Raw genomic sequence first — 24924 nt, forward strand, 5'->3', positions numbered from 1 at the left:
ACAATATATTTAATTTTCTACCTATATAAAGGTATTGATTTTTTCAATCCAAAAAATAAGATTAATATAACAGTATCTAACTTTTAAAATTTAAAAGTTGTTAAAAAAATAGAATCAGAATGAAATTCCTATTAAGAATTTCGATGAAAACTATTTAATCAAAAATACTGCTAATTTTATCAACAATTGACTTTATAAAATTAGGATCTTCTTTTTTAACTTTAACATCCTTCATTTCATCAATAGCTCTTTGCTGAAAAAATTCCTGTGAATTGATATGACGTGCCTGCTGTATACATTCATAATCTCCTTCGGAATTTATTCTACGGCCTTTGATGTCATCTTTTAACATAATATCCAAATCTTCAAGAATTCTTGCCTTTATAGCTTCATCCTCAATAGGACATGCAATTTCAACCCTTTTTGCAGTATTTCTTGTCATCATATCTGCACTTGAAATATATAAAATTCTATCTTCACCAACACCAAAAGCATAGACTCTTGAATGTTCCAAATACCTGCCAACAATTCCACGAACTTCAACATTATCTGTTTTGTCTTTAAGACCTGGAATAATACAGCAGATTCCGCGAATAATCATTTTTATTTTAACTCCTGCTTCTGAAGCTTTAGCTATCCTATCAATGATTCGTCTGTCTGTAAATGAATTCATTTTCATTAAAATTTCAGCAGGCTGATTATTTTTAGCTTTAGCTATTTCCTTATCAATCAGATTCATGATTCCTGATCTTAAAGAATTAGGTGCTACAAGAAACTTATTATAATGACCCTGCAAATTGGCTAATGCCAAATTTTTAAAGAATTCAGTAGCATCATCCCCAATTTCCTGATTAGATGTTAAATAACAGTAATCAACATATAATTTTGCAGTTTTTTCATTATAATTACCAGTACCAATTTGTGTGTACTGCTTTATAGTTCCCTTATGTTTTTTAGTTACAGTACATATTTTAGAGTGCACTTTATAATCTAAAAATCCATACAATATTTGACAGCCTGCTTCTTCAAGTAATTCTGCATAGTGAATGTTATTTTTCTCATCAAATCTTGCACGAAGCTCAATTAAAACTGTTACTTCTTTATCATTATCTAAAGCTTCAAGCAAATATTTAATAACAGAAGATGTTCTTGCCACACGATATAAAGTTATTTTAATTGATAAAACTTCAGGATCATTAGCTGCCTCTTTTAAAAAATCAATAAAATGGTCCATTGTCTGATATGGATAAAATAATAAAATATCTTTCTTATCCAACTGTTTAAACAATGATTTGTTTGGATCAATCTGACTTGTTCTTTGAGGAATAAACTCCGGAAAAGTCAAATCTTCAGTTACATCATCAGGTATTTCTTTTATGAAATCATGGATAAAATCAAGATTTATTGGAGACTGCATAAGAAAAACCTGGTTTTTATGTAATCCCAATTCTTTTCTAAGATATTTAGTGTAGTTATGATCATTGCTTTTGTAAAACTCCAATCTTATTGGTGACAATCTTTTTCTTTTTTTAAGAATGTTTTTCATAAAATGTCTGTAATCTTCATCTTCATCAATAGGAGTTTCCTGAAGGTTAATATCTGCATTTCTTGTTACTGCAGCTACAGTTTTATATTTAACCCTATAATTTGTAAAAATACCTTCGACAAATGCATAAACCAAATCTTCCATTAAAATAAATTCATTTGTATCCGGAAATTTAATATAATTAGGTAAAGAATATGGAATCGGAATTAATCCAATGTATTCCTTTGAATTTTTCTTCTTTTTTTCATCTCTTTCCAAGATACAATAAATATATAACTTTTTATTTGCCATGTGAGGAAACGGATGATAAGAGTCAATTATTTGAGGAGATAATAAAGGAGCTATATTTTCATAGAAATACTGAGTTGCATATTGTCTAAACTTACTGTTTAACTCATCAAAATTATGTTTAACAATGCCATATTTTCTTAAATCTTTAGCTATTTCATCAAAAATCAAATCCCTTTCTTCATATAACGGTTTAGTAGCTTTAAATATGGCATCCAGTTGTTCCTGAGGACTCCAGCCAGTTTTATTATCCCAGTCATCTTCATCAATAAGAGTCAAATCAAAAAGACTGCCGCATCTAATCATATAAAATTCATCTAAATTGCTTGTGAAAATAGATATAAAATTTAGTCTTTCCAACAACGGAACAGTATTGTCTTTTGCCTCTTTTAAAACCCTGTCATCAAATTTAAGCCAAGACAGCTCCCTATTTTGAGTATATGAATAATCTCTCTTTTTCATTATAATCCCTCAGCATCCAAAAGTGAGTATAAAACTCCTTCCCTTATGGAATTTTTACAAACACATATTTTCTCTATATGGAAATATTTTGCAATTGTTTTAATAATTATAATTCCCGGCACGAGTGTGTGAATTCTTTCAGCTTTAACTTTCAGTATTTTATTAAAATTTTCCTTATTATTATATTTAAGTTCATCCAATACATCATCCAGCAAATAAACCGGAATTGTATCTTCTTTTTCATTGATAAAATTAAGATGAACCAGTAATTTTTTAAGATTTCTAACAGTTCCACCTACACCAAATAAATATTTTTTATGAGTTTTAACAAAATCCAAATCTTCAATTTCTTTAATAACTCTTTTTTCAATATTTTCAGATTCCTTTTTATTTGGAAACATAACTCCAACATAATCTTCATAACATGACAGTGATCCTATAGGTAAACTTCCTTTATCAATCGGTGTTTTATTTTCAAAGATAATTATTTCACAGCTGCCTCCACCAACGTCAGTAAGAATCCCCTCATCACTTCCCAATCCTATGTCTTTAACTGAATTGAAACTTAGCTGTGCTTCGGTTTCATCATCAAGAATATGAATCTTTATACCCAGTTTTTCTTTTATGAAACCAATTATTTCATAAGTATTTGAAATATTTCTTAAACTGGCTGTTGCAAAGAAATATCTCTTATTTACATTTAATAAATCCATAATTTTATTAAATTTATTTAATATAGCTGATAAAATATTTATTCCTTCATCATTTAATTTGCCATCATCACGATAAGCAATAAGGCCTGCTGTTTTCTTTTTAGAAAAAACGGATTTAATTTTGTTATTTTTATATTCATATATTTTTAATCTGATAGTATTTGAGCCAATATCTACAATTCCATATAACATTTTTATCATTCAAATTTATTTATTTATTTATTTGAAACTAATACCTTCTCACAATTTTAGTTTCACTATTTATTATTAAATATTTATATAAAAACTACTATAAATACTCAAAATTATCTACGATAACCCCCTTTAAATATTTTTAACAAATAATACAATCCATTAACAACATATTAATAAAACTTAAATCAATATATAAATTAATAAAAAAGGAGCAAAAAATATGGATACAACCATGATTATTTTAGTAGTAATTATAATAATCATACTTGCTATTGTGTTATATCTTATTAGTGGATATAACGGCCTTGTTAATGCAAGAAACAGAGTTAAAAACAGTTATTCTCAAATTGATGTTCAGCTCAAAAGGAGAAATGACTTAATACCAAATCTTGTTGAAACTGTTAAAGGTTATGCAAGTCATGAAAAAGGAGTATTTGAAAATGTAACCAAAGCAAGAAGTGGATTAATGAATGCCAGCAGTGTTAAAGAAGTTAGTGAAGCTAACAATGCTTTAACAGGTGCATTAACATCATTATTCGCTATTGCTGAGAATTACCCTGAATTAAAAGCTGATCAGAATTTCAAAGAATTACAATCAGAGATAACAGAAACTGAAGATAAAATCTCTTACTCAAGACAATTCTATAATGATGCTGTTTTAATGTACAATAACAAATGCGAACAGTTCCCAAGCAATATTATTGCAGGAATGTTTAATTTTAAAGAAGCTGACTTTTTTGAAATAGCCAGTGGTGAGAGAGAAGCACCTAAAGTGCAATTTTAAGGGAGATTAAATACATGGTTAATAAAAAGATAATAACCATCTTCCTTCTACTTTTTTTAATAACATCAACAGTCTCCTGTGTTTATGCCGATGACGATGACAGAAGCTATTCCATTACACAGGCACTTGTAGACATTGTAGTTGATACAAATGGAATGCTTCATATAAATGAAACCTTTGACTATTCCTTTGACGGAACATTTAATGGAGTTTATAGAGATATTCCCCTAAAAGATGGAGAAAGTATTTCAAATATTCATGTATCAGCAGAAGGTGCCTATACAAAAGTAGAGCAACATCAGGAAGATGGAACTCAGCATATAAAAATTTATTTATATTCAGATGCTGCCAAAACCCAGCCAATAAGTGATACAAATGTTAAAGTCCATATCAGCTATGATATGAAAAATGTAGTGACTGTTTATCAGGATACTGCATCCCTGCAATATCAGCTTTGGGGAGACCAGTGGGCAGTTGGAGTTGATGAATTAATAACAACTATACATTTACCTAATGATAACGGTAATGAGTACTGGTTAAATCCTACAAAATATACCAAAACCAGCTCATTAGATGGAAATACAATAACTTCAACCAGCAATTACATAGATTCCGGAAACTTTTACGAAATTGAAGTTTTAATGCCTGAAAACGACTTTGAAAACTCACCAAATGCAATCCATATTGATAAAACGGCTAAAAAAGAAATAGAACAACGCTACAATGATTATCAGGCAAATGAAAAGATGTGGGATAATATCGGATCACTTATCGGAATACTGTTTATTATAAGCCCAGTAATTCCATTTTTTATTTACCGCAAATATGGCGTGGAACCTAAAGTGAATTATGAAGGAATTTATGAAAGGGATCTTCCAAGTAACGACCCTCCAGCTGTAGTTAATGCATTAATCCAAAAAAGAGACAATATTGGAACTCCAGATTTAAAAGGATTTGAAGCTACAATAATGGATTTAATCAATCGTAAAATATTTAAAATTAAATCAAATGAAGAAAAACATCTAATCATAGAATTAGATGAAACAAACTACAGCAGCTTAACATTAGATGAAAAAGATGTTTTCGATATCTTCAAAACAATAGCTAAAGATAATCTCTTGGATTTAAGTAATGTCAAAGATTACTTATCTGATGAACATAATGCAGAATGGTTCAATAACAGAATCAAATCCTGGAAAAATGATGTTGTCTACGAACATTTATCAAAATCCAGATTAAAGCAATTCTTTAATAATAAAGGAAATAAAATAGCTCTTTACTATTCAATAACCTGCATAATTATTGGAGTTCTGTTTGCTGCATTATTCTATATGGTAACTGGTTTAAATACAACAGGAGGAATAATCGGACTTATAGGATCAGTATTTTTATTCATTTCTGGATTTGTGATTTACATATTGCCTGAAGATATCTTTGGGCAATGGACAAAAGAAGGCAGAGTATATATGCTAAAGTGGAAAAACTTTAAGAAGTTTTTAAGCGACAATAGTTTAATGAAAGAACACCCTCCGGAATCAATAGTTATATGGAATCAATACCTTGTATATGCAACAGCTCTCGGAGTAGCTGATAAGGTTTACGAATCCATGAAACTCCATGTTGGTGAAGGAAACATTGATGACGATTATCTTGATTCATACTATTATTATGGAGCAGGATATTACATGATGCATACTGCAATAGATACAGGAATACAAACAGCAAATGCAAATACTGACAGCTCCGGCTTTGGTGACATTGGTGGAGGTTCCGGTGGAGGAGGTGGAGGAGCATTTTAGCTTCCCATCTCTTTTTCTTCAAATGGTTCTGTGTGTCTACATTTAGGAAAACCACTGCACCCTATAAATAAACTATTATCATTACCATTATGCCTTTTTACAAGAGGTTTACTACACTTAGGACAGTTTTTACCAATATACTCAAGTTTACTTTTCCCCCTACATCCTGTTTCTTTAAAATTTGTACATCCTAAAAATGGATGCCCGTCACTATGTCTGCGACGTTTTATAAGTATTCCATCACAGTTCGGACAATGTTTTATATCATCTAAATCCTTAAGTTCACTTCCATAATAACCCCCTTTCCAATTACATCGATTAAATGGAGGTGCCATATTATGAGAACATTTAAGGACCCTATTAAGTTTACCATTATTCCAAAAAGATTCCAGCAAAACTATACCTGTTTTACAAACAGGACATTTTAATTTAGTTGGAATCGCATAACGTTCACCATTTTTTTCAATATTTTTAAGAGTTTCAAGCTTATTATTTTCCAAATTAAGCAATTCAACATTTACATCATTTTCCAGCTCCTGAATGAAAACAGAACTTTTAAAATAAGGAGCTAACAGATAAACATTGTTTTTTGTTCTAGTTAATGCAACATAAAACAATCTTCTTTCTTCAGCATAACTAAAAGAATCCCCATTCCTTTTAACAAAATTTAAAACCGGATCATCAACCATTTTATTTGGAAAACCTGCCCTCCAATTTTTCAAATTTATCAAAATTACATTATCACATTCTAAACCTTTAGACTGATGAACAGTACGATATTCAATGTTAACATCCGGATTATACCTATAAACAATTTTTACAAATTTATCTCTTCTTAATTTATCTTCATCTCCCAAAATTTCAAATTTTCTTTTTCCGTCTTCATTTTTTACATTGAAATTCTTCAGCAAATTAAATATGTCCTTATTATTCCTACCTAAAATCAGAATCTTTTTGTTTTCAAACTTTGATTGATTTATGATATTTTTTATTATCAATTCGAATTTTAATATTTCATCAAAATCATTATCAAACTTAACAATTTTAATTGGACATTCCAATGATTTAGAAGATTTTAATTCCTTTCTAGATTGATCGGGATTTTTCATTACAAAGTTACTTGAAACATCAATTAACTGTTGAGAATTTCTGTATGTTTTTTCAACATATCGAGTTTCACAAACATCAAAGAAATTATCAAATTTGGTAAAAATATTTACATCACAACCACTGAAACTGTAAATAGATTGCCAATCATCACCTACAACCATTATCTTGGCACCAATATTATCACAGATATTTCTTAACAAATTATATCTAGTAAATGAAGTGTCCTGATATTCATCAACAATTATATATTTATAAGGTAAATTCAACCCATTTTTCACAATACAATCACTAGCTTTATTAATCATATCATTAAAATCAATTTTTTTAATTTTTAATAAATATGCTTCATAGTCATTGTAAATCTCTTCAACAATTTTTAAAAATGCTATTGTCCTGTCTTTTGAAAAACTACTTTTAAATCCATCAACATATTCATAGAATTCTTTAAATTTATCTCCGTCATAATTGTTTCCTTTAAATAACTCAATAAATGTCTTTAACAATACAATGAAATCTTCCCATTCTTTTATAGTTTTATTTTCCAATAATATTGCATAAACTTGCCTATAATCAATTTCATTAAATTCAACACCTTGAGCTTGTAATTTTTCTGCCAAACGTGTTAATAATCTGTTTTCTGATTGATAATATGAAAAAGTTTCAATTAAAGTAGTTTCATATTTTTTATGTACTTTCCTTTTCCATTCCATTTCTTTAACGTATTCTTCAGATGATTTTCCGCCAATTAAATGATTTTCACAGTTACGGTTTAATCCAAAATGTTCTATATAGATATTATAATCATTCAAGTAAAAATCAGGAAAATAATCTTTAATTTCATATTCCTCACAGATATCTGTTAAATTAAGCAGGCTCCTTACAATATCATTTTTTAATTCATCAGGAATCTCTTCATCAAAAGAAAATAAAAATTCTTTAAATTTATTAAATTCTCTTTCAAAGTTTTTATTAGGATATGAATAAATCTTTTCATAAGTATAATTAATTCCATGAATAAACAGGAAATTAGCTATATATAACTCTTCATAACTTCTTACAATCTCATTATTTAATGTTTCCCTCTGTTTATTTTTAAACCGTCTTTTTAATGTTGAGAAATCTACTCCTTCCTGCCAGTCAAGCAAATCCCCTTCATATTTAATATCCTCTTCAGATGGAGGGACATTTATATAAAAACTGAAAAATTCAATTAACTTTTTACTTATATCCTCACTTTTCAATGCTTTTTTAGTTAAATATCTTTTAATAATACGTTTAAGAGCAGAAGTATCAGGTCTGGAATACTGATTATACTGTGTTAAAATATCTTTTCCAACTTTATGAAATGTTTTAATATCAATCGGTTCAGCAATTCTTTCTTCCAAATCATTAACAGATGCATTTGAAAATGAAATTGCTAAAATCTCACTAGGATCAACATCTCTTTTTTCAGTTAAATATTTAACTTTACCTTGAATTGTAAATGTCTTACCGCTTCCAGCACCTGCAATAACTCTTACTGCATCTTCATCAACAACAATAGCGTTTCTTTGTTGAGAATCTAATGATTTTCCATCTAAATCATCGAATAAATCAGAGTTGTCGTTTAATTCCTGATTTATATACAATTCATTAGCATGTTTAGTATCCATTTCAAAAGTTTGAGGTTTATTATAAAATTTTTCAAAAAATTTTTCATCTTCTGAAGAGATGTATTCCGCATAATCTTCTTTAAATTTTTTAACTTTAGGAATTGCGTTTTTATGCCAAAGCAACAATTTCTGTTTCCAGTTATGGGAAAAATAATTATCCGGAGCATATTCTCCAATTTTAGCAAATTTTTTAACAACAGTATTTAAATAGTAACTTACATTCCATCTAATTACCAAATCATCAATATTCTCATAGTTTCTGATAGCATCTTCCATCAAATCAAGTTTATCATCGCTGAAAATATGTTTTTTGACACAGTACTGTTTAACTTTAGTTAAATTCGAATAAATTTTCTGAATACTGCTTTTATACGTTTCCTTTTCTTCATCTTTTATAAAATAAAATGGGTTAACCTTATTCAAAGATGCTCCCCACAAAATAATTTCATAATTATCTTTAAAGAAAAACTCAACATTTAATCTGGTAATTATATCATCATAATTATTATAATCCTCAATAAATTCACATATAATATCTAAATCAATATTTGATGGAAATACATTATTATGAAAATCAACTATTTCATTTAATTTATTATAACAGTCTTCAGATGCTTTTAAAGTGTCTTTTTCTTCTTCAAATATATAAGAAGTGATAGTTTTAGATTTTATACCTATGAAATTGTTAATATCATTTAAATTATTAGAAAACCATGTCTGATAATTAATTCTTTGAACTATATTCTCGAAATTTTCATATATTTCAATGAATTCCAATGTTAAATTTTTCCTATTTTGTTTAATATTGGGATTTTGGTTAAAAACATCTCTAATTTTTAAAAGAATATCATAAAGATAATTAACCCCTTTTTTACAATCATCTCTGTTCCTATCAGAAATTTCATATTTTTTAGTTCCTTTTGTAAACAAAATAAATTCATTAATTTCTTTTAAATGTTTATTAAAAAAAGAAGCTATCCTCAAATTACAAATTTCATTATCTAAATTACCATATTCTTCAATGAAATTTAAAAATTCATCTTTTTGAGAATCAGTAATTTTATCATCAAATGAATCAATGATTCTTTTGGAAATAACATAATACTTAGAAAACAGCTCTTTTTGTTTTTCCAAATACTCAAGAGAACCACTTTCAAAATCTCTCTTATTTACTTCGTTTAAAATTTGTTTAATCCTAAATTTACAATTTTTATCAGCAATTATATCATCTAAATTTTCAAAATTATAAACAAAAGAAGACACAACCTCATCCTGAGATAAAAAAGGACAATTATTTCTAAATTCAACAATCTTATTATACAAACCTTCAGTTTGCTTTTTTAAATCTTCAACATCATCATCTAAAACAAAATCAGAAATTTCACTATTTACCTCATTATTAAAATCAATCAAGTTATTTTTATTTGAATCTAACCAGTTATGAACTTTGATTTTATAAATTTTACCATCAATAGAAGAATAAACATCCTTAAACTCATTAATCCTAACCTTTTCAGACTCTAACAAATCATCACTAACACGTAAAACAAAAGAATCGCATTTATCAAAGAAAACCTTAAAATCTTCCTTCTGCTTTTCCAAAACATCAACAGAACTACCTAAAACAAAACCAGAAACAGAACCTAAAAAACCATTAATATCAAAACGATTATTCAAATAACAAACAATAGCACCAATACCCTCATAATTAGATTTAAATTCATTAACTAACTTAAAATCATCAATATCAAGTAAATCCCAATTTAAATCAAGACAGGCACCATACAACTGCTTATAATCTTCCCTAATTACATCAGCATCAAGATGATCAGCAATCTCAGAATCCCTCAAAGCATTAAACCTAACAAAATCGTTCCTATTATCATCTACCCACTTCTTAAGCAGTTCTTTTCTCTTCTGCTGAATTTTACCATCCAAAGTATCATATTCATCAATAAAATTTAAAAATTCATCTTTTTGAGAATCAGTAATTTTATCATCAAATGAATCAATGATTCTTTTGGAAATAACATAATACTTAGAAAACAGCTCTTTTTGTTTTTCCAAATACTCAGGAGAACCACTTTCAAAATCCCTGTTATTTACTTCGTTTAAAATTTGTTTAATCCTAAATTTACAATTTTTATCAGCAATTATATCATCTAAATTTTCAAAATTATAAACAAAAGAAGACACAACCTCATCCTGAGATAAAAAAGGACAATTATCTCTAAATTCAACAATCTTATTATACAAACCTTCAGTTTGCTTTTTTAAATCTTCAACATCATCATCCAAAATAAAAGCAGAAATTTCTTCACTCATTTCATTATTAAAATCTGCTAATTTATTTTTATTAAAATCCAACCAGTTATGAACTTTAATTTTATAAATTTTACCATCAATAGAAGAATAAACATCCTTAAACTCATTAATCCTAACCTTTTCAGACTCTAACAAATCATCACTAACACGTGAAACAAAAGAATCACATTTATCAAAGAAAACCTTAAAATCTTCCTTCTGCTTTTCCAAAACATCAACAGAACTACCTAAAACAAAACCAGAAACAGAACCTAAAAAACCATTAATATCAAAACGATTATTCAAATAAGAAACAATAGCCTCAATACACTCATAATTAGACCTAAATTCATCAACCAATTCCCAATCACAAATATCCAACAAATCCCAATCCAAATCAAGACAATCATCATACAACTGCCTATAATCAGCCCTAATCACACCCGCATCAAGATGACCAGTAATCTCAGAATCCCTCAAAGCATTAAACCTAACAAAATCACTTCTATTATCATTCAACCACTTCTTAATCTGTTCTTTCCTCTTCTCTTGAATCTTAACATCTAAAGAATCATAATAATCTATAAAATCAATCAATAGTTCTTCATTCTTTTTAGATAACCATTTTGAAAAATTGGCAATTGCATCTTTTGAATAAATATAAGCTTCCTTAAATTCCAATAGCTGATTTACAAGATCATCTAACTCACAAACCTGCTCAATTTTATTAATTTTAATCAGATATGAATTTAACTCATAATGAAAATTAATTTCATCAATATACTCTGCAATATGTGAAAAATTAAAAATAAAATCATCAAGGTCTATTTTATTATCATCAGTTATAAACTCCCGAACATTAATAACTTTTTCATTCAAATCAGCATATTTTTTCTCAAAACTCTTTTTATCATCTATTTTTATACTGGAAGACTTTTTTAAGCCATTGAAATAAACTAAATTATTCCAATTATCATCAACATATATGGCATCATCAAGTTTATTATCCAATAATTCATAATCATTTTTTATACAATCATACTTAAATGATAAATTATTTTCAAATTTATGCAAAATTTCTGATTTGAAATGTTCAATATTGTTAAAATTAGCTGTTTTACTATTAATTTTAAAATAACAATTAGATTCTTCAACAATATATGGAAATTTCATATAATATTTTATAAAATCATTTAATAAATTTTTATATTGATTGCTAATATTAATACCCTTATTCAGGATACAATCTACATTAACTAGGACCATTTTAAAATCAGAGCATAATTCTTTAAATTTAAAATTATCTATAAACTCTTTAGGAAATTTAGTTTCATAATTTTTTATAGATTCCAATATGTTAAAATTATCTTTAATCCAATTTTCAGATCGAAGCAATTTTATTTTACTGTTTAATTTTTTATAAGCCTTTTTGAAATTGTGTAAATTATTTCTGTTAAGTTCAATCTTATTTTTTAAATAATAAAATGACTCATTATCATCAAGCATTTCAATAGCTAAATTATAAAGCCCTTTATAATTTTCTTTTTCTTTTAGAAGCTCATCAAGATTATTGGACCTTGAAATTTCAGAAGATAATTTTATTATTAAATTTAACTTTTGGTCCATATCATAATTATTGTTTAAATCATCTACATTCTGGTTAAAGTTATCGAAATTTGAAATAAAATTAGATATAATTTCCTCCTGAGATTCATTAAAAACATCTGAATTATTTAAAGCATAATCTTTAATTGGCTTAATTAAATCATAATTATCTTTAAACTGATTTTTATAAGATAATTTATCTTTAGAAATGCGTTCATTAGGAATTGAAACTGAAAAAAAATCATTTAACTTTTCTAAATTTAATTTAATGCTGTCAAATGTATTAATACAGTATTCATTATTCTTTTTAGGAATAATATCTGCTAATTCATCATAAATTCTTTTAAATGTATAACAAGACTTTCTTTGATTTATAGATAAATTAAACTTCTTTTCTTCAAAATAATCAGTTAATTTACAAATCATTTCATAAATAGACTTATTTTCTTCCTTAATAGCTGGAATATCCAAAACCAAATTTTCAAAAGAACTCTGATATTTACTTATAAAATCAGCTATTTTGCTTTCATTATTTAATAAAAATTCATTTAAATCTTTTTTATCGCTTTTAGACAAACCTTTACCGAAAGTACCTGAAAATGAATTTTTAAGTTTTTGAAATGATGTAAAATCAACAAAAATATCCTCATTAATATTAGTTCCACAATATGGGCAAATTTCTTCATTATTTAAAACTTTAGAACATATTGGACACTCCATAACCATTTATTATCCCTCAATACCAAATAATCAATATATACATTCAATTACATTTATTTTTCTTATTTAATGTATATAAGTAATTTGAAAGTTATTAATCTGACTCTTAGAAAAAAAAAGTAAATTTAATTAAAAATAAAAAAAGTAAAGGTTTAAAAAGTTATTTCCACATTTTAGGATAAATATCTGTTTTCATAAAAACTTTAGAAACATTAACAGCAAACCCGGATTCCAAATTTAAAATCTCATCACTGCTAAATAAAGAATTACCTGAAGCAACCAGTTCACCTTTAAGTGTTTCAATAGCTACTATGGAATTTTTTTGAATATTAACAGATAAATAAGCTATTCCGCCACTGGCTAAGTTAGCACCATGACAGATTGCATCAACTGCAGAATCTTTAATAACTACTTTTGGCAGGTAATCTGCAGCCCTCTCCATTGGCATAATAGCATTTCTTAAAAATGATTCATCTTCATCTTCTTTGTAGAAATGATATGCGTCAGTAACATCCTGAAGAGTGGATAAATGATTATCTTCTGTAAATGAACCTACCTGTGTTCTTCTAAGCTCCGCCATATGCGCACCAACACCAATGGCTTCACCTATATTATGACAATAAGTTCTAACATAAGTTCCAGCTTCACAGCCTATCCTAAATAAAACATCCCTACCATTAATTTCATAGATGGTGGAATAATAAACATTACGAGATCTTAATTCACGTTTAACTGCTGATTTAACTGGAGGAAGCTGGAAAATTTTACCGGTAAACTCATTAAATACTTCACGAATTTTATCCTCATCCACATCATGATGAAAAGTCATTACACAAACATATTCTTTAGGAGCTGTTAAAAGAAGTTGAATAGCTCTTGTTGCATCTCCAAGCCCTACAGGCAAAACACCTGTAACTTTTGGATCCAAAGTTCCGCCGTGTCCTGATTTTTCCAAATTTAAAATACGCTTTACCCATGAATCAATTTCATGAGAAGTTGGTCCAGAGGGTTTGTCTAAATTAATAACACCATGAGAAATATAATCTGAAATTTCACGTTCTTCAGGAGCGCATCCGTATTCAGGATTTGTAAAACTTTTGGATTTTGTAAGAAAGTCTTTCATGAAAAATCACTAAAAATCAATAAATAAAAAAAATAAGTAAATAAAAATAAGTAATGAATAATTTAATTAATTATCCATTTATAAATCAGCTAAAGCTGCTTTAATAGAGTCAGCATCACCAGAAACATCTACAGAATCTGCAGTTGGTTCTAAATGAGCAATGTTACATCTTCTATTTTTAACAGATTCACCGATTACTTCAACGAAGTTTTCATCGATGATTTCTACGATTGCACATTTTTCGCCAGCTTCTCTACCAGCGGTTTTAACACAAACTCTTCCTACTTCAATTGCTGCCATTATATCACCTTTAATGTTGTTAGAATAATTTTTGTTATACTTTCAGGATCAAAACTGTCAGTATTAATCATTAAGTCATAGATATCTAAATTACTAATATCTATGTTATGAATATCTAAATATCTTAAAGCTTCACTTTCTTCACGAATTTTAATTTCTTTTTTAGCCACATCAACAGATTTAGATTCTCTTTGACTAATCCTTTGAGCACGAACATCAAGTGGTGCCATTAACCAAAGTTTTAAATCAGCTTCAACAAAATAAGCTGATAGTCTTCCTTCCAATATTAAATTCTCTGAAGATTTAGCAAGTTCAGCTTGTCTTTTATCAATTTCTTTATCGATATTATCATTACTTTCAGCAAACTCACTGAATTCAAGAACAGACATACCTTTTTCTTTAGCCATAGCCCTAAAAATAGAGCCTGAAGAAACAAAAGGAATATCCAATTTTTCAGACAACAGCTCTGCAGTTGTCGTGGTTCCAGTTCCAGCCAGTCCACCAACAGTAATTATCATTATTTTCTAGCCTCGTTTTTGAAATGTTTACGAGCACAGCTTGAGCATAAATACCCACCATATGGACGATTAGGTCTTTTATGGGATTTTGCTAATTTGTTAATTTCATATGGGCGTCCACGTGGAACTCCATGTAATAATTTACCACATTCAGCACAAACATGCTTAGATGGTTTTTTCTTTTTATATCTTAAAACATTTTCTCCGCCAGGAGTGTTTTTATAAACTCTTTTATATGATCTTGATCTATATCTGTTTGCAGGCATTTAATCACCTAAATTAATTTTAAATAATAAATTTAATAATTGTGTAATAGCGTATTCAAAATAGAATATTATACTATATTGTTTTCATTATTAATAAATACATAGGTTAAGGATTAATTAAAATCCTTGTTTGAAACCTAAAAATTTCCTTAATATTTGACTCATACCAAAAGTACATATGAAATACCAGAATAACCATCCAATATTATATCCGACAGAATGGCCTCCATACATAAAACTACCAATAAAATGCCAAATTGGAGCTAATGATACATAAAATGCACCAGGAGGCATAGAGATAACTAAACCACTAATTGGAGAAGCTCTCATCCAAAAGAATATCAAAATAATTGGAATAAAAGTAACAATCATCGGCTTGAAAGAATTAGTCATCATCTTACTTTGATTTTGCATAATTTCAGCTTGTTGAGCTTGAAGTTTAGCTAATTTCTTCCCGTCACCAGATTTTTGAGCTTCCCTAACCTCTTTTTGGTAGTCTTTCATTTTCTGTTGTATTTCATTCATTTCGTCTTGGTCAACTAATAATTTATTAGCTATTGTAGTTATTAATGAAACAATGAATGCAATAACCAAAACAGTTAATGCTGGATTTTGAGGATTCGGATCTAAAGCAAGCAATGGACTGAATATTGCATTTAGTGCCTCAAATACCATGTTAAATATGTCAATCATGAAATTCCTCTATTTATTTAAAACATCCACTAATTTTGAAACTGTAGAAGGTAAATGATTATCGTGATTTTCAATAATTTTTACGGTAGCACCAGTTAATGTAGCATAAGCCATAGATGCTGCCCTATTCATTTCTTGATGTAATTGAATATCTTTTGCTCTTTCAATATCTCTAGAACGAGTATCATCATTTAATCTTCTGTAAATAATTTCATCAGGATTAGCTTCAATCATGACAAAAAGATTAGGTTGCAATTCATTTAAAACCCAAATTGGAAGACCTGGTAAAAACCCAGATGGAGTATTTATAGTACAATGAGTATCTACAATAATATTTTCATTTTCAGATCTTTCTTTAATTCTTTTTGCTGCTTTTTCTTGAATTTCTTTTTGAACATCTGGAGATAATTTTCTTAAAGCATCTCTATCATCAACAATTTTCTCTTCAATTGCGATTTCAGTCATTATATCTCCATAATTTAAATGAATATAATCTACTTCTTCAAGTGCTTTATTAAGCAAAGTGGTACTTCCAGAACCTGGAATACCTGTTAATACTACCAATTTCAATTTAATCCCCCATTTTTAAAAAGATTGATGAAGAAGAATAATTATTCTCCTCCTAAAAATTTCCTGAGTACTGGATTTGCTGACATGAGTTGTTCCTCAGCCATTTCCTCGTATATTTTATGTATAATACCAACAGTAAGCAATACACCAGTACCTCCACCTAATGCTCCAGTTAAGTCTGCACAAAATGCAATTATACCTACATAAAGACCACTTATAATAGTAAGTGCTGGAATGTATTTTTTCAATATTTTATATAATTGACGTTTACTGCTTCTGAAACCCGGTATTTGAATACCTGACTTGTAAAGTTGTTCTGAAATTTTCTTAGCATTTAATCCACTAATTTCAACCCAAAGATATGAGAATAAAATTGCACAAAGCAAGAAGAAAATTGCATATATAATTACACGAACAGGGTCAGTTACTAACAAACTAACATCATTTGGTGTAGATAAGTATAATGCAATACCGCTTACAGCTTTACCATTAACAATTTCACCGAAAATCGGGTAACCAATTTTTTGGAAGACACTTGCAAGAAGGGAAACGTTTACAAGTAATGCACTGGTTAAAATAACAGGCATGTTACTTGCATATACAAATTTTAATGGATATTTACCAACAGAACCTCTAATTCTTCCATGTCCTCTTACTGAACCATGAGAAATAGGAATTTCCACTCTCATAGATTCACCGTATACAACAACAAAGAATACAGCTGCTGTTGCAATTAATGGAATTAATACTGAAAAGTCAATAGAACTTGACCAGAAGGATTGGATAAATGCAGGAATTGCCCCACCATAAATACCGTCAGATCCAGGTATGAAACTGAAGGTACCTACAAGAATAGCTTCACAAACACCAGCTGCAATAAATAAACCAATACCACTACCAAATCCCCATTTGGAGATAACTTCATCAAGATAAATTATCAATATTGCTCCAATAACAAGTTGAAGGAATAACACACCAAGATATGAATTATCAATTGGTACTAAACTTCCTGTCAATACCAATACACCAGCTTCAAACATTGTGAAGACTATGGATAATATTTTTTGTGTGGCCTGATACTGGGATTTATCCTCTGGAGAAGACAAATCTAAATCTAACAATTTGGAACCAACTAATAATTGCAATACAATTGACGCAGTTACAATAGGTCCAATTCCTAATGTTAAAATTGAACCGAAACTTCCCGCCATAACTGCTCTTAATTGAGCAAACTGGTCCACTGCTGCAGAACTCAAACCATATAATGGTATTTCAGTTAATATAAAGTATAATACCAAAATAAGAGCAGTCCATTTAAGTTTTTCATTAAAATCTTCATGATGCACAGGAGATTTTACTTCTGGTAAAAACCTAAATAATGGCTCTAAAACTTTTAATGATGACATTTTATTCCTCTAATAAAAAGAAAAAAGAAACTATAATTCGATAGCTTCTCCTCCCATTTCTTCAATTTTTTCAATAGCTGAAGCAGAAAATTGAGGTGCTGAAATAATGAAAGATTTAGTTATTTTACCTTTAGCTAAAACTTTATCATAACCTAATTCAGTAACATCAATAACAATGGAATCTCCATCTTTAGATGCTTTACCACTTTCAATTAACTTATCAGCTTGCTCTTCCAAGTAACTTAAGTTAACAGGATTTGTTTTTTTAATCATTTTTTGAGGTCTTTTGAATCCATGTTTACCATAATGGTCTGGGTCAAATTTTGCAGTCCAAGTCCAATGTTGTTTGGAAGCTCCTGCATTACCTCTACCACCTTTGTTACCTGCACCTCTACGTTTTTTGGTACAGCCTCCACCGTTGGATCTAGAACCTCTGAGTTTATTAATTTTACGTTTTGATCTAATCATCTTATACACCTAAAGCATTCTTTCTGCAAGATCTTTAATATTTTCTCCCCTGTAACCTAAGGATCCTCCTTCTTTAACAGAAAGACGGATGTCTTCATATCCTTTCCTTGGAGGGTGTAAACGGAATACAGGTTTAATATCTAAGTCCATTAATTTAACTTCACCAGCAATTACAGCTTTAGCCAATTCTTCAATATTTTTGTAATCAGAATTTTCAGCTACATATTCATCAGTAACTTTGTTGTTACCTGTGAATTTACCTCTTTTAGCAATAATTTCAGCTAAAAGGTCTGCATCAATTTCACCCCAAGTGATGTAATCCTTAGCTTTTTGAAGCATACCATTGTAACTTGGAGTATCTTCAACTAAAACTGCATGGCTAATTCTGTTAAGTCTTAACATGTCTAAAGTATCAGCGATGTTTTTAATAACACCAGTAGTTCCTCTAACTCTTATAACTAAAAACATATTTAATCACCATCTAATATTTAACTCCCATTTTCTTAAGGTCAGCTTCACTAGCTTTAACTGCACTTAAAGTTTTTAAAGCATCAAATATAGCATTAGCAAAGTTTACAGTAGTTTGAGTTTGACCGAAAGATTGAGACCATACATCTTTAATACCAGCAAGATTTAAGATTGTTTTACCAACATCTCCAATTACTAAACCTACTCCAGCAGGTGCAGGCATAAGGGAAACATTTACACTACTTGCTTTACCTTGTACTTTGAAAGGTACGGTGTGTTCTTTACCACAAACACAACCCCAATCTCCACAACCTCTTCTTACTTTAATAAGGTTGTATTTAGCATTGTCAACAGCTTTTCTGATAGCTGGACCTACTTCTTTAGCTTTTCCTTGACCTAATCCAACATAACCGTTTTTGTTACCTACAGCAACAATTACTCTGAAGTTAACTTTTCTACCAGATTTGTGCATTCTTTGAACTAAGTTAACATCCATTACTTCTTCTTCTAAATCTGGAACTAAAGCATCTACAATTTCTAATTCCATTATAGGAAGACCTTTTTCAAAGATTTCATCAATATCTGTAATGGTTCCTTCTTTAACTAATTTACCCATTTTAGTTTTAGGTTCCCATTCATCTATATTAAAACTCATAGTTATTCCTCTGCCTCATCGATATTCTTTTTGGTTTCTTCAAAGTTTTTAGGTAAATCTGCTGGTTGAAGGCCTCTTTCTAAATACTTTGAGAATAATTTTGCAATTTCATCATCATCTAAAGACTCAGCATAGTTTGCTACATGTTCTCCATTAATACGGGATTCATCTGGTAAAACAGCTTCACCATAAGGGATATCTAAACCTGCATCTACAGCACCTTTAAGAGCTGCAAATACTTTAGATCCTTTAATAGCAGATTTTAAACCAATGTCTAAAATTGCAGAGTCAATACCTTTAGCTAATGCTCTTTTAGCACAAAGGTAAGCAGTTAAATATACTGCAGAAGTATTACTTGCTCCACCTAAATAACCGTAATTAGCTAATTGTTTACTTACTGCAGATGCTAATGTAATATCTCCTTCAGGAGCATAATCAATAACTTGAACAGTTGCATGAGCATTAGAAAGTCTTACAACTAAACGAGATTTGTCATAATCGACTAATTTCATCCTAGCTGCGTAATCAGTTTTTCCTTCTCTTCTCCTTCTAAATGGTACTTTATAATTTGATCCTTGAGCCACGTTTATTCCTCCTATTTAATTAAATCATGGTCACGAGCATATGTTTTCATGTAAGATTTACTTCTGAAAGCACCACCCTTAGCCATTTTATATAATTTACGGTATGTAGTAGCATCAATTTCGTTTGCATCACGCATGTCTTTAAGATCTTTTCTTAAAGCTCTAATTGTAGTCATCCATTCTTGTTTTTTAGGATTACGAGCTTTTTTAGCTCCTTTTACACTACCTCTACCTTTCCTTTTTCCTTTTTTCTTTTGTTCTGCTAATTTTTTAGACCTGTAGCTACTAATACCTTTTTGAGGTTTAGCTTTAATAGCTCCATTATCTATTAACTGCTTTACACCTTCCCTAGTAATTGCCATGGATACTTCTTCCATTCTTTCAGGATCAATCCATACACGATTGAGTCCTACTTTAAGTATACTAGCAGCTAATCTTTTTTGAGTTGTAAGATTCATATATATAATCCTCCATTTTCAGCATAGCTGATAAATTTAGATAAAAATCTAAATTCCCTTTAAATCAGAAAAATCAATTCATAAAACCCGGAATTGATTCAACTTGAATAAATGTGAATATAATATTTATTTATTTAAAACTTTAATACCTAATTCTGATGCTTTTTCTAACATCAAATCTTTTTTCCTTTTACCAATAGAAGCACTTATTCTTGCAGCATCAGTAGCTGGGTTTAAGTCTTCTAATTCCATCATATTATGAACAAGAACATCATTATAACCTGAAGGATGTAAATCCCTAACCGCTCTAGGAGTTCTGTAACCGATAGCAGGCATATCAGGTTTTCCTGCTTCATATCTTCTCATTTTACTGGTTTTACCCCTAGGACGTCTCCATTTGATTCCAAGTTTTTTATAACGAGCATATTCTTGTCTTTTAAATCTTTTATTAGCCATTTAATCACCAATTCCTTATTCTTTGCTAATTAAATATATTCCATCTTGGAATACTCTAGGATCTCTTCCCCTAATTTTAGTTGCTTGTTCTAAGTTAGCCATGGTTTGACCAACATGTTCCTTATTGATACCAGTAATTGTTACCTCATCACCTTTAACTACTACTTTAGCACTACCTACTATTTTAGCAGTTCTTGGATGTCTTTCCCCGAGGAAATTGTCAATTACTACAATGTCTTTGTTTACTTTCACAGTCATTGGAAAGTGAGCAAATACAATTTTCATATGATATTCGAAACCGTCAGTAACACCAGTAATCATATTACTAATGTGAGCTTTTGTGGTTCCAATCATTGCTTTATCTTTTTTTCTTGGGAATGAAGTTTCTAAAACAACATTGTTTTCAACTTCACTAATATCCACATTAGGATATGTGAATTTTCTGGAGTCTTCTCCATTAGGTCCTTTTACAGTGACCTCATTATTATTAATTATAACTTCAACGCCTTCAGGGATTTCAATTTCTTCCCTTATAGCTGCAGCTACTACCATTTTATCACCTAATACATGTAAGCCAACAAACGTCCACCAATTCCTCTTTCTTTTGCCTCATAATGAGTCATAATTCCTTCAGGAGTTGTAACGATTAAAATACCAAAGTTTTTTGCTGGCAAATATCTTTTTTCAAATTTCTCAAATTCATCTTTTTTAACAGCATGACGAGGTTTAATAACACCACATTTGTTAATGTTACCTTCTAATTCTACTTTGAATTGACCTGCTCTGTTATCATCAATATATTCAAAATTACCAATGTAATTTTCTTTTTGCATTGTGCTTAAAACTTCTCCAATTAATTTGGATGCAGGTGAAATAACACAAGAGTCTTTTACTTGTAATTCGTTATTTCTAATATTAGTTAAAGCATCAGCAAGTGGATCCATGAGACTCATATTAAAACACCTCTAATTATATTTTTTAAAACCTATTTTAGGAGCTATTTCCCTAAAGCATTGTCTGCATAAGCTAAGCCCATATCTACTAATCATAGCAGAGTGGTCTCCGCAACGAGTACATTTTTTTGCAGCTTTTCCATATTTTCTTGGCAAAATATCACCTTAACATTTATTCAGTCACGTAATTGACATTAAAATTATCTTCCATATATTTCATAGTTTCTTCTTTAGAAATTCTATGTTTTGCTGGAACTTTCTTTTGTTGGATTCTTCTTTTAGCAATCCTGTAACCTGGTTTTTCAAAAGTAACAGATACATTCATACCAAAAATACCAATATCAGGATTATATTTCATACCTGGAATATCAATATGTTCTTTAATACCAAAGGAAAGGTTTCCTTGATCATCAAATTGGGTAGGTTTGATATTTTTATTAATTCCTTCTAAAACCATTTCAATAGCTTTATCAGCTTTTTCTCCACGTAAAGTTAATTTACATGCAATTGGTTGACGTTTTCTAATACCAAATTCAGGGTTGGTAACTTTAGAAAATGTTTTAACTGGAGTTTGATCGAACATTTGTTCTAAAAGGGTAATAGCACGAGATAATTTTTCACCTGCTTCTCCAACACCAATGCTGACAGTAGCTTTAGAAATTTGTACTTCGTTCATTGGGTTCATTTATTAACCTCCAATAAAGATATTGCTGGTTCATTGTCACCAACTACAAATGCATAATCTTTTAAAGTTAAAAATTCATCTTTAGCACTATTTTCAATAATAATAGTGTTAGGGTTGGAAGATTCGTTTACAATAATTTCAGAAACAGTACCTAACTCACCAGTGTGTTTACCACCAGTAATAAGTACACAAGCACCTTCTTTTAATTCGAAAACTTCATTGATTTCGTGGTCAGGTACTTTTAAGTTAATAACATCTCCAACATTGTAATCATTTTCATCAATAATTACATTTTTACCGTCATGAAGGTTTACTTGGATTTTTCCGCCTTTAATGGTAGATTTATTAACTATTTTACATAATTTAGAATCATTTTCTTCAATTTGGTTTAATTGTAATCTTCCTTTTTTATCTAAAAGCACTCTATAAACTTCACCAGTTTTTGGGATTTCAATAATATCCATGAAACCAACTGGGAATTTATAATCTTTAATTACTCTTCCATCTACAAGAACATTACCTGAGTTGATGATTCTTTTAGCTTCTCTAGAATTATCAGCTAATTTTAAAATATCTCTAATAACTAAAGTTAAAGATAAAGAATTCTCAATAGAATGTGAACCTGCTGAAGGTTTAACAGTCCAGGTATCTTCTTTAGGATGAATAGGCCAAGTTTTTGGTGCTTTGTATGTTTTCAAATGTTTTCTAGATCCCATTTTAGCCATTTTAATTGTCTCCTGTTACATTTTTAATTCTTCTATCGTCATCCATATCTGCATCAATAATCATTACGTTAGATGGATCTACTGGAAGGAAAACTGCAGTTCCGTCAGGTTTTGATAAAGTTACTTCTTCAATAGTTATTTTGTATGAACTGTAGTCCACACCTAAAACTGCACCTTCATGTCCTTTAAAATCTCCACGGAGAACTTGAACTTTGTCCCCTTTCCTAATAGGTAAAGATCTTTTACCAATGTCTGCTCTTAAGTCTTTACTTAAAGTAGCACTCATGTGTTTTCCACGTGCATGAGCAGGAGCATTGTAAAGAGCTTTTCTTTGTTTTCTTGGTTGTTTTGACATTTTTTCACCTATACTAAAATACTTGCTGCACTACCTACACTAGGCCATCTGTCAGCTGCTTCTTTAGCAACAGGACCTCTTACTTCAGATCCTTTTAAGATTCCTTCAGGAGTGATGATAACTGCTGCATTATCTTCAAATTTAACACGAAGTCCGTCAGCACGCATGTATTCTTTTTTCTGTCTGATTACAACAGCGTTTACAACTTCTCTTCTCATGTCAGCAGTTCCTTTTTTAACAGAAGCAACAACTAAATCTCCAACACCAGCAACATCCAATCTCCTTCTTACACCTTTGAAACCTTTTACAGATATAATTTGGATTTCACGTGCACCAGTATTGTCTACACATTGGAGAGTAGCTCCAATTGGTAATGCTTTAGATACATTTGATGTTAATGCTTTCATAACAATTACTCTCCTTTTACTTCAACTAAAACAAAATGTTTAGTTTTACTTAATGGTCTGCATTCTGCAACTTTTACAGAATCTCCAACATTCACACTTAAGCAATCTGGCTTGTGAACGTTAATTTTGGATTTTCTTTTTTCATATCTTTCATATTTTTTTATGAATTTATAGTAACTACGTTCAACACTAATGGTCCTTTCTGCTTTGTTACTCACTACAATTCCTTCAAGAACTTGACCTCTTAAAGGTAAAGTTCCATGAAATGGGCAGTTAGGATCATCACATGTAGTTTCTGGTTCTTGAACATTAAGCCCAACCATATTATCACCGTATTTATATTTTTTTAAATCTTTTTTTTATTCTATCTTCAGGACGAATTGACAAAATATTACCATTAATTTCAACTTTCTCTCCAGTTGGAAGTTCGAATATAAATATTGAACCCTTTTTTGGAATTATTTTTTCAACATCATCAACTTCAATTTTAATGGTATTCTTTGTCTCATCAATAACAGTTCCTTTTAATCTAAGAGACTTGTTAGATACACTAGTAACACTTACACTTAATCCTATGAACTCATGATGGACTAAATTATTTACCGTAATCATATTTGCATCTCTTAAAAAACTGTAATCAGCAAAAAATTATAAAA

27 protein-coding genes are annotated in these 24924 nt (G+C 29.5%); 2 read left to right on the forward strand and 25 right to left on the reverse strand.

What is annotated here, in order from left to right; translation table 11 throughout:
- Positions 1-154: 154 nt before the first annotated feature.
- On the reverse strand, positions 155-2296 hold the full coding sequence (locus ACMC9J_RS01870; RefSeq protein WP_427003465.1) for an RNA degradosome polyphosphate kinase: 2142 nt from the start codon (positions 2294-2296) through the stop codon (positions 155-157).
- Positions 2296-3210 carry an exopolyphosphatase gene (locus ACMC9J_RS01875; RefSeq protein WP_427003466.1) on the reverse strand — a complete coding sequence of 305 codons (915 nt, stop codon included), beginning with the start codon at positions 3208-3210 and terminating at the stop codon, positions 2296-2298. Before ACMC9J_RS01875 ends, ACMC9J_RS01870 begins: the two co-directional genes overlap by 1 nt.
- 214 nt (positions 3211-3424) lie before the next feature.
- Between ACMC9J_RS01875 and ACMC9J_RS01880 the strand changes: the two genes are divergently transcribed.
- Both ACMC9J_RS01880 and ACMC9J_RS01885 read left to right on the forward strand, forming a co-directional pair.
- A complete protein-coding gene (locus ACMC9J_RS01880) occupies positions 3425-3988 on the forward strand; it encodes a LemA family protein (protein ID WP_019265276.1) in 564 nt (187 codons plus the stop codon).
- 14 nt (positions 3989-4002) lie between these two features.
- Positions 4003-5787, forward strand: a complete 1785-nt coding sequence (locus tag ACMC9J_RS01885; RefSeq protein WP_427003467.1) for a DUF2207 domain-containing protein — start codon at positions 4003-4005, stop codon at positions 5785-5787.
- Here the strand turns inward: ACMC9J_RS01885 and ACMC9J_RS01890 are convergent.
- From ACMC9J_RS01890 to rnp1, 23 genes are all read right to left on the reverse strand, one after another.
- Positions 5784-13184: a UvrD-helicase domain-containing protein gene (locus ACMC9J_RS01890; protein ID WP_427003468.1), complete on the reverse strand. Its 7401-nt coding sequence runs from the start codon at positions 13182-13184 to the stop codon at positions 5784-5786. The genes ACMC9J_RS01885 and ACMC9J_RS01890 overlap by 4 nt on opposite strands.
- A 154-nt stretch (positions 13185-13338) precedes the next feature.
- A complete protein-coding gene (locus ACMC9J_RS01895) occupies positions 13339-14301 on the reverse strand; it encodes an RNA-guided pseudouridylation complex pseudouridine synthase subunit Cbf5 (RefSeq protein ID WP_427003469.1) in 963 nt (320 codons plus the stop codon).
- Between the two features lie 78 nt (positions 14302-14379).
- Positions 14380-14601: a 50S ribosomal protein L14e gene (locus ACMC9J_RS01900; RefSeq protein ID WP_004033248.1), complete on the reverse strand. Its 222-nt coding sequence runs from the start codon at positions 14599-14601 to the stop codon at positions 14380-14382.
- A complete protein-coding gene (gene cmk, locus ACMC9J_RS01905; RefSeq protein WP_019264639.1) occupies positions 14601-15119 on the reverse strand; it encodes a (d)CMP kinase in 519 nt (172 codons plus the stop codon). The genes ACMC9J_RS01900 and cmk overlap by 1 nt, the downstream gene beginning before the upstream one ends.
- Complete coding sequence (locus ACMC9J_RS01910; RefSeq protein WP_004033246.1) at positions 15119-15385, reverse strand: 50S ribosomal protein L34e; 267 nt, start codon at positions 15383-15385, stop codon at positions 15119-15121. The genes cmk and ACMC9J_RS01910 overlap by 1 nt, the downstream gene beginning before the upstream one ends.
- Positions 15386-15502: 117 nt before the next feature.
- Entirely contained in the window at positions 15503-16078 is a 576-nt protein-coding gene (locus tag ACMC9J_RS01915) for a DUF106 domain-containing protein (protein WP_004033244.1), read from the reverse strand.
- 9 nt (positions 16079-16087) lie between these two features.
- Positions 16088-16648 (reverse strand): adenylate kinase, encoded by a 561-nt coding sequence (locus ACMC9J_RS01920; RefSeq protein WP_019264640.1) that lies wholly within the window; start codon positions 16646-16648, stop codon positions 16088-16090.
- Positions 16649-16689: 41 nt separating this feature from the next.
- On the reverse strand, positions 16690-18054 hold the full coding sequence (secY, locus tag ACMC9J_RS01925) for a preprotein translocase subunit SecY (protein WP_019266549.1): 1365 nt from the start codon (positions 18052-18054) through the stop codon (positions 16690-16692).
- Between the two features lie 30 nt (positions 18055-18084).
- The gene (locus ACMC9J_RS01930; RefSeq protein ID WP_019264642.1) at positions 18085-18522 is read right to left on the reverse strand and encodes an uL15m family ribosomal protein; all 438 of its coding nucleotides are present in this window, start codon (positions 18520-18522) and stop codon (positions 18085-18087) included.
- Positions 18523-18531: 9 nt separating this feature from the next.
- Positions 18532-18990 (reverse strand): 50S ribosomal protein L30, encoded by a 459-nt coding sequence (locus ACMC9J_RS01935; RefSeq protein WP_019266550.1) that lies wholly within the window; start codon positions 18988-18990, stop codon positions 18532-18534.
- 13 nt (positions 18991-19003) lie between these two features.
- Positions 19004-19645 carry a 30S ribosomal protein S5 gene (gene rpsE / locus ACMC9J_RS01940; RefSeq protein ID WP_019264644.1) on the reverse strand — a complete coding sequence of 214 codons (642 nt, stop codon included), beginning with the start codon at positions 19643-19645 and terminating at the stop codon, positions 19004-19006.
- Between the two features lie 2 nt (positions 19646-19647).
- Positions 19648-20229, reverse strand: coding sequence for a 50S ribosomal protein L18 (locus ACMC9J_RS01945; protein WP_019264645.1), 582 nt, complete (start codon positions 20227-20229; stop codon positions 19648-19650).
- 11 nt (positions 20230-20240) lie between these two features.
- A complete protein-coding gene (locus ACMC9J_RS01950; protein WP_019264646.1) occupies positions 20241-20687 on the reverse strand; it encodes a 50S ribosomal protein L19e in 447 nt (148 codons plus the stop codon).
- Between the two features lie 126 nt (positions 20688-20813).
- Positions 20814-21143: a 50S ribosomal protein L32e gene (locus ACMC9J_RS01955; protein WP_019264647.1), complete on the reverse strand. Its 330-nt coding sequence runs from the start codon at positions 21141-21143 to the stop codon at positions 20814-20816.
- A gap of 15 nt (positions 21144-21158) precedes the next feature.
- The gene (locus ACMC9J_RS01960; protein ID WP_019266551.1) at positions 21159-21695 is read right to left on the reverse strand and encodes a 50S ribosomal protein L6; all 537 of its coding nucleotides are present in this window, start codon (positions 21693-21695) and stop codon (positions 21159-21161) included.
- Positions 21696-21703: 8 nt separating this feature from the next.
- Positions 21704-22096: a 30S ribosomal protein S8 gene (locus tag ACMC9J_RS01965; protein WP_004033225.1), complete on the reverse strand. Its 393-nt coding sequence runs from the start codon at positions 22094-22096 to the stop codon at positions 21704-21706.
- 12 nt (positions 22097-22108) lie between these two features.
- Complete coding sequence (locus ACMC9J_RS01970; RefSeq protein ID WP_004033224.1) at positions 22109-22252, reverse strand: 30S ribosomal protein S14; 144 nt, start codon at positions 22250-22252, stop codon at positions 22109-22111.
- 16 nt (positions 22253-22268) lie between these two features.
- On the reverse strand, positions 22269-22781 hold the full coding sequence (locus tag ACMC9J_RS01975; protein ID WP_019264649.1) for a 50S ribosomal protein L5: 513 nt from the start codon (positions 22779-22781) through the stop codon (positions 22269-22271).
- Positions 22778-23506: a 30S ribosomal protein S4e gene (locus ACMC9J_RS01980; RefSeq protein WP_019264650.1), complete on the reverse strand. Its 729-nt coding sequence runs from the start codon at positions 23504-23506 to the stop codon at positions 22778-22780. The genes ACMC9J_RS01975 and ACMC9J_RS01980 overlap by 4 nt, the downstream gene beginning before the upstream one ends.
- Position 23507: 1 nt before the next feature.
- Positions 23508-23861 carry a 50S ribosomal protein L24 gene (rplX, locus tag ACMC9J_RS01985; RefSeq protein ID WP_019264651.1) on the reverse strand — a complete coding sequence of 118 codons (354 nt, stop codon included), beginning with the start codon at positions 23859-23861 and terminating at the stop codon, positions 23508-23510.
- A gap of 8 nt (positions 23862-23869) precedes the next feature.
- A complete protein-coding gene (locus tag ACMC9J_RS01990) occupies positions 23870-24268 on the reverse strand; it encodes a 50S ribosomal protein L14 (RefSeq protein WP_004033220.1) in 399 nt (132 codons plus the stop codon).
- A gap of 5 nt (positions 24269-24273) precedes the next feature.
- Positions 24274-24591: a 30S ribosomal protein S17 gene (locus ACMC9J_RS01995; RefSeq protein WP_004033219.1), complete on the reverse strand. Its 318-nt coding sequence runs from the start codon at positions 24589-24591 to the stop codon at positions 24274-24276.
- A gap of 13 nt (positions 24592-24604) precedes the next feature.
- Positions 24605-24880 (reverse strand): ribonuclease P protein component 1, encoded by a 276-nt coding sequence (gene rnp1, locus ACMC9J_RS02000; protein WP_019266552.1) that lies wholly within the window; start codon positions 24878-24880, stop codon positions 24605-24607.
- Positions 24881-24924: the final 44 nt, after the last annotated feature.

Origin of the sequence: Methanobrevibacter intestini (assembly GCF_047402955.1) — an archaeon.
Lineage (GTDB): Archaea > Methanobacteriota > Methanobacteria > Methanobacteriales > Methanobacteriaceae > Methanocatella > Methanocatella intestini.

What these genes read in the sequence shown, in the direction of transcription:
- ACMC9J_RS01870 (WP_427003465.1), bottom strand. Translation starts at nt 2,296, where the DNA reads ATGAAAAAGAGAGATTATTCATATACTCAAAATAGGGAGCTGTCTTGG.
- ACMC9J_RS01875 (WP_427003466.1), bottom strand. Translation starts at nt 3,210, where the DNA reads ATGATAAAAATGTTATATGGAATTGTAGATATTGGCTCAAATACTATC.
- ACMC9J_RS01880 (WP_019265276.1), top strand. Translation starts at nt 3,425, where the DNA reads ATGGATACAACCATGATTATTTTAGTAGTAATTATAATAATCATACTT.
- ACMC9J_RS01885 (WP_427003467.1), top strand. Translation starts at nt 4,003, where the DNA reads ATGGTTAATAAAAAGATAATAACCATCTTCCTTCTACTTTTTTTAATA.
- ACMC9J_RS01890 (WP_427003468.1), bottom strand. Translation starts at nt 13,184, where the DNA reads ATGGTTATGGAGTGTCCAATATGTTCTAAAGTTTTAAATAATGAAGAA.
- ACMC9J_RS01895 (WP_427003469.1), bottom strand. Translation starts at nt 14,301, where the DNA reads ATGAAAGACTTTCTTACAAAATCCAAAAGTTTTACAAATCCTGAATAC.
- ACMC9J_RS01900 (WP_004033248.1), bottom strand. Translation starts at nt 14,601, where the DNA reads ATGGCAGCAATTGAAGTAGGAAGAGTTTGTGTTAAAACCGCTGGTAGA.
- cmk (WP_019264639.1), bottom strand. Translation starts at nt 15,119, where the DNA reads ATGATAATTACTGTTGGTGGACTGGCTGGAACTGGAACCACGACAACT.
- ACMC9J_RS01910 (WP_004033246.1), bottom strand. Translation starts at nt 15,385, where the DNA reads ATGCCTGCAAACAGATATAGATCAAGATCATATAAAAGAGTTTATAAA.
- ACMC9J_RS01915 (WP_004033244.1), bottom strand. Translation starts at nt 16,078, where the DNA reads ATGATTGACATATTTAACATGGTATTTGAGGCACTAAATGCAATATTC.
- secY (WP_019266549.1), bottom strand. Translation starts at nt 18,054, where the DNA reads ATGTCATCATTAAAAGTTTTAGAGCCATTATTTAGGTTTTTACCAGAA.
- ACMC9J_RS01930 (WP_019264642.1), bottom strand. Translation starts at nt 18,522, where the DNA reads ATGATTAGATCAAAACGTAAAATTAATAAACTCAGAGGTTCTAGATCC.
- ACMC9J_RS01935 (WP_019266550.1), bottom strand. Translation starts at nt 18,990, where the DNA reads ATGTTTTTAGTTATAAGAGTTAGAGGAACTACTGGTGTTATTAAAAAC.
- rpsE (WP_019264644.1), bottom strand. Translation starts at nt 19,645, where the DNA reads ATGAGTTTTAATATAGATGAATGGGAACCTAAAACTAAAATGGGTAAA.
- ACMC9J_RS01950 (WP_019264646.1), bottom strand. Translation starts at nt 20,687, where the DNA reads ATGAATCTTACAACTCAAAAAAGATTAGCTGCTAGTATACTTAAAGTA.
- ACMC9J_RS01955 (WP_019264647.1), bottom strand. Translation starts at nt 21,143, where the DNA reads ATGGCTAATAAAAGATTTAAAAGACAAGAATATGCTCGTTATAAAAAA.
- ACMC9J_RS01960 (WP_019266551.1), bottom strand. Translation starts at nt 21,695, where the DNA reads ATGGTAGTAGCTGCAGCTATAAGGGAAGAAATTGAAATCCCTGAAGGC.
- ACMC9J_RS01965 (WP_004033225.1), bottom strand. Translation starts at nt 22,096, where the DNA reads ATGAGTCTCATGGATCCACTTGCTGATGCTTTAACTAATATTAGAAAT.
- ACMC9J_RS01975 (WP_019264649.1), bottom strand. Translation starts at nt 22,781, where the DNA reads ATGAACCCAATGAACGAAGTACAAATTTCTAAAGCTACTGTCAGCATT.
- ACMC9J_RS01980 (WP_019264650.1), bottom strand. Translation starts at nt 23,506, where the DNA reads ATGGCTAAAATGGGATCTAGAAAACATTTGAAAACATACAAAGCACCA.
- rplX (WP_019264651.1), bottom strand. Translation starts at nt 23,861, where the DNA reads ATGTCAAAACAACCAAGAAAACAAAGAAAAGCTCTTTACAATGCTCCT.
- ACMC9J_RS01990 (WP_004033220.1), bottom strand. Translation starts at nt 24,268, where the DNA reads ATGAAAGCATTAACATCAAATGTATCTAAAGCATTACCAATTGGAGCT.
- ACMC9J_RS01995 (WP_004033219.1), bottom strand. Translation starts at nt 24,591, where the DNA reads ATGGTTGGGCTTAATGTTCAAGAACCAGAAACTACATGTGATGATCCT.
- rnp1 (WP_019266552.1), bottom strand. Translation starts at nt 24,880, where the DNA reads ATGATTACGGTAAATAATTTAGTCCATCATGAGTTCATAGGATTAAGT.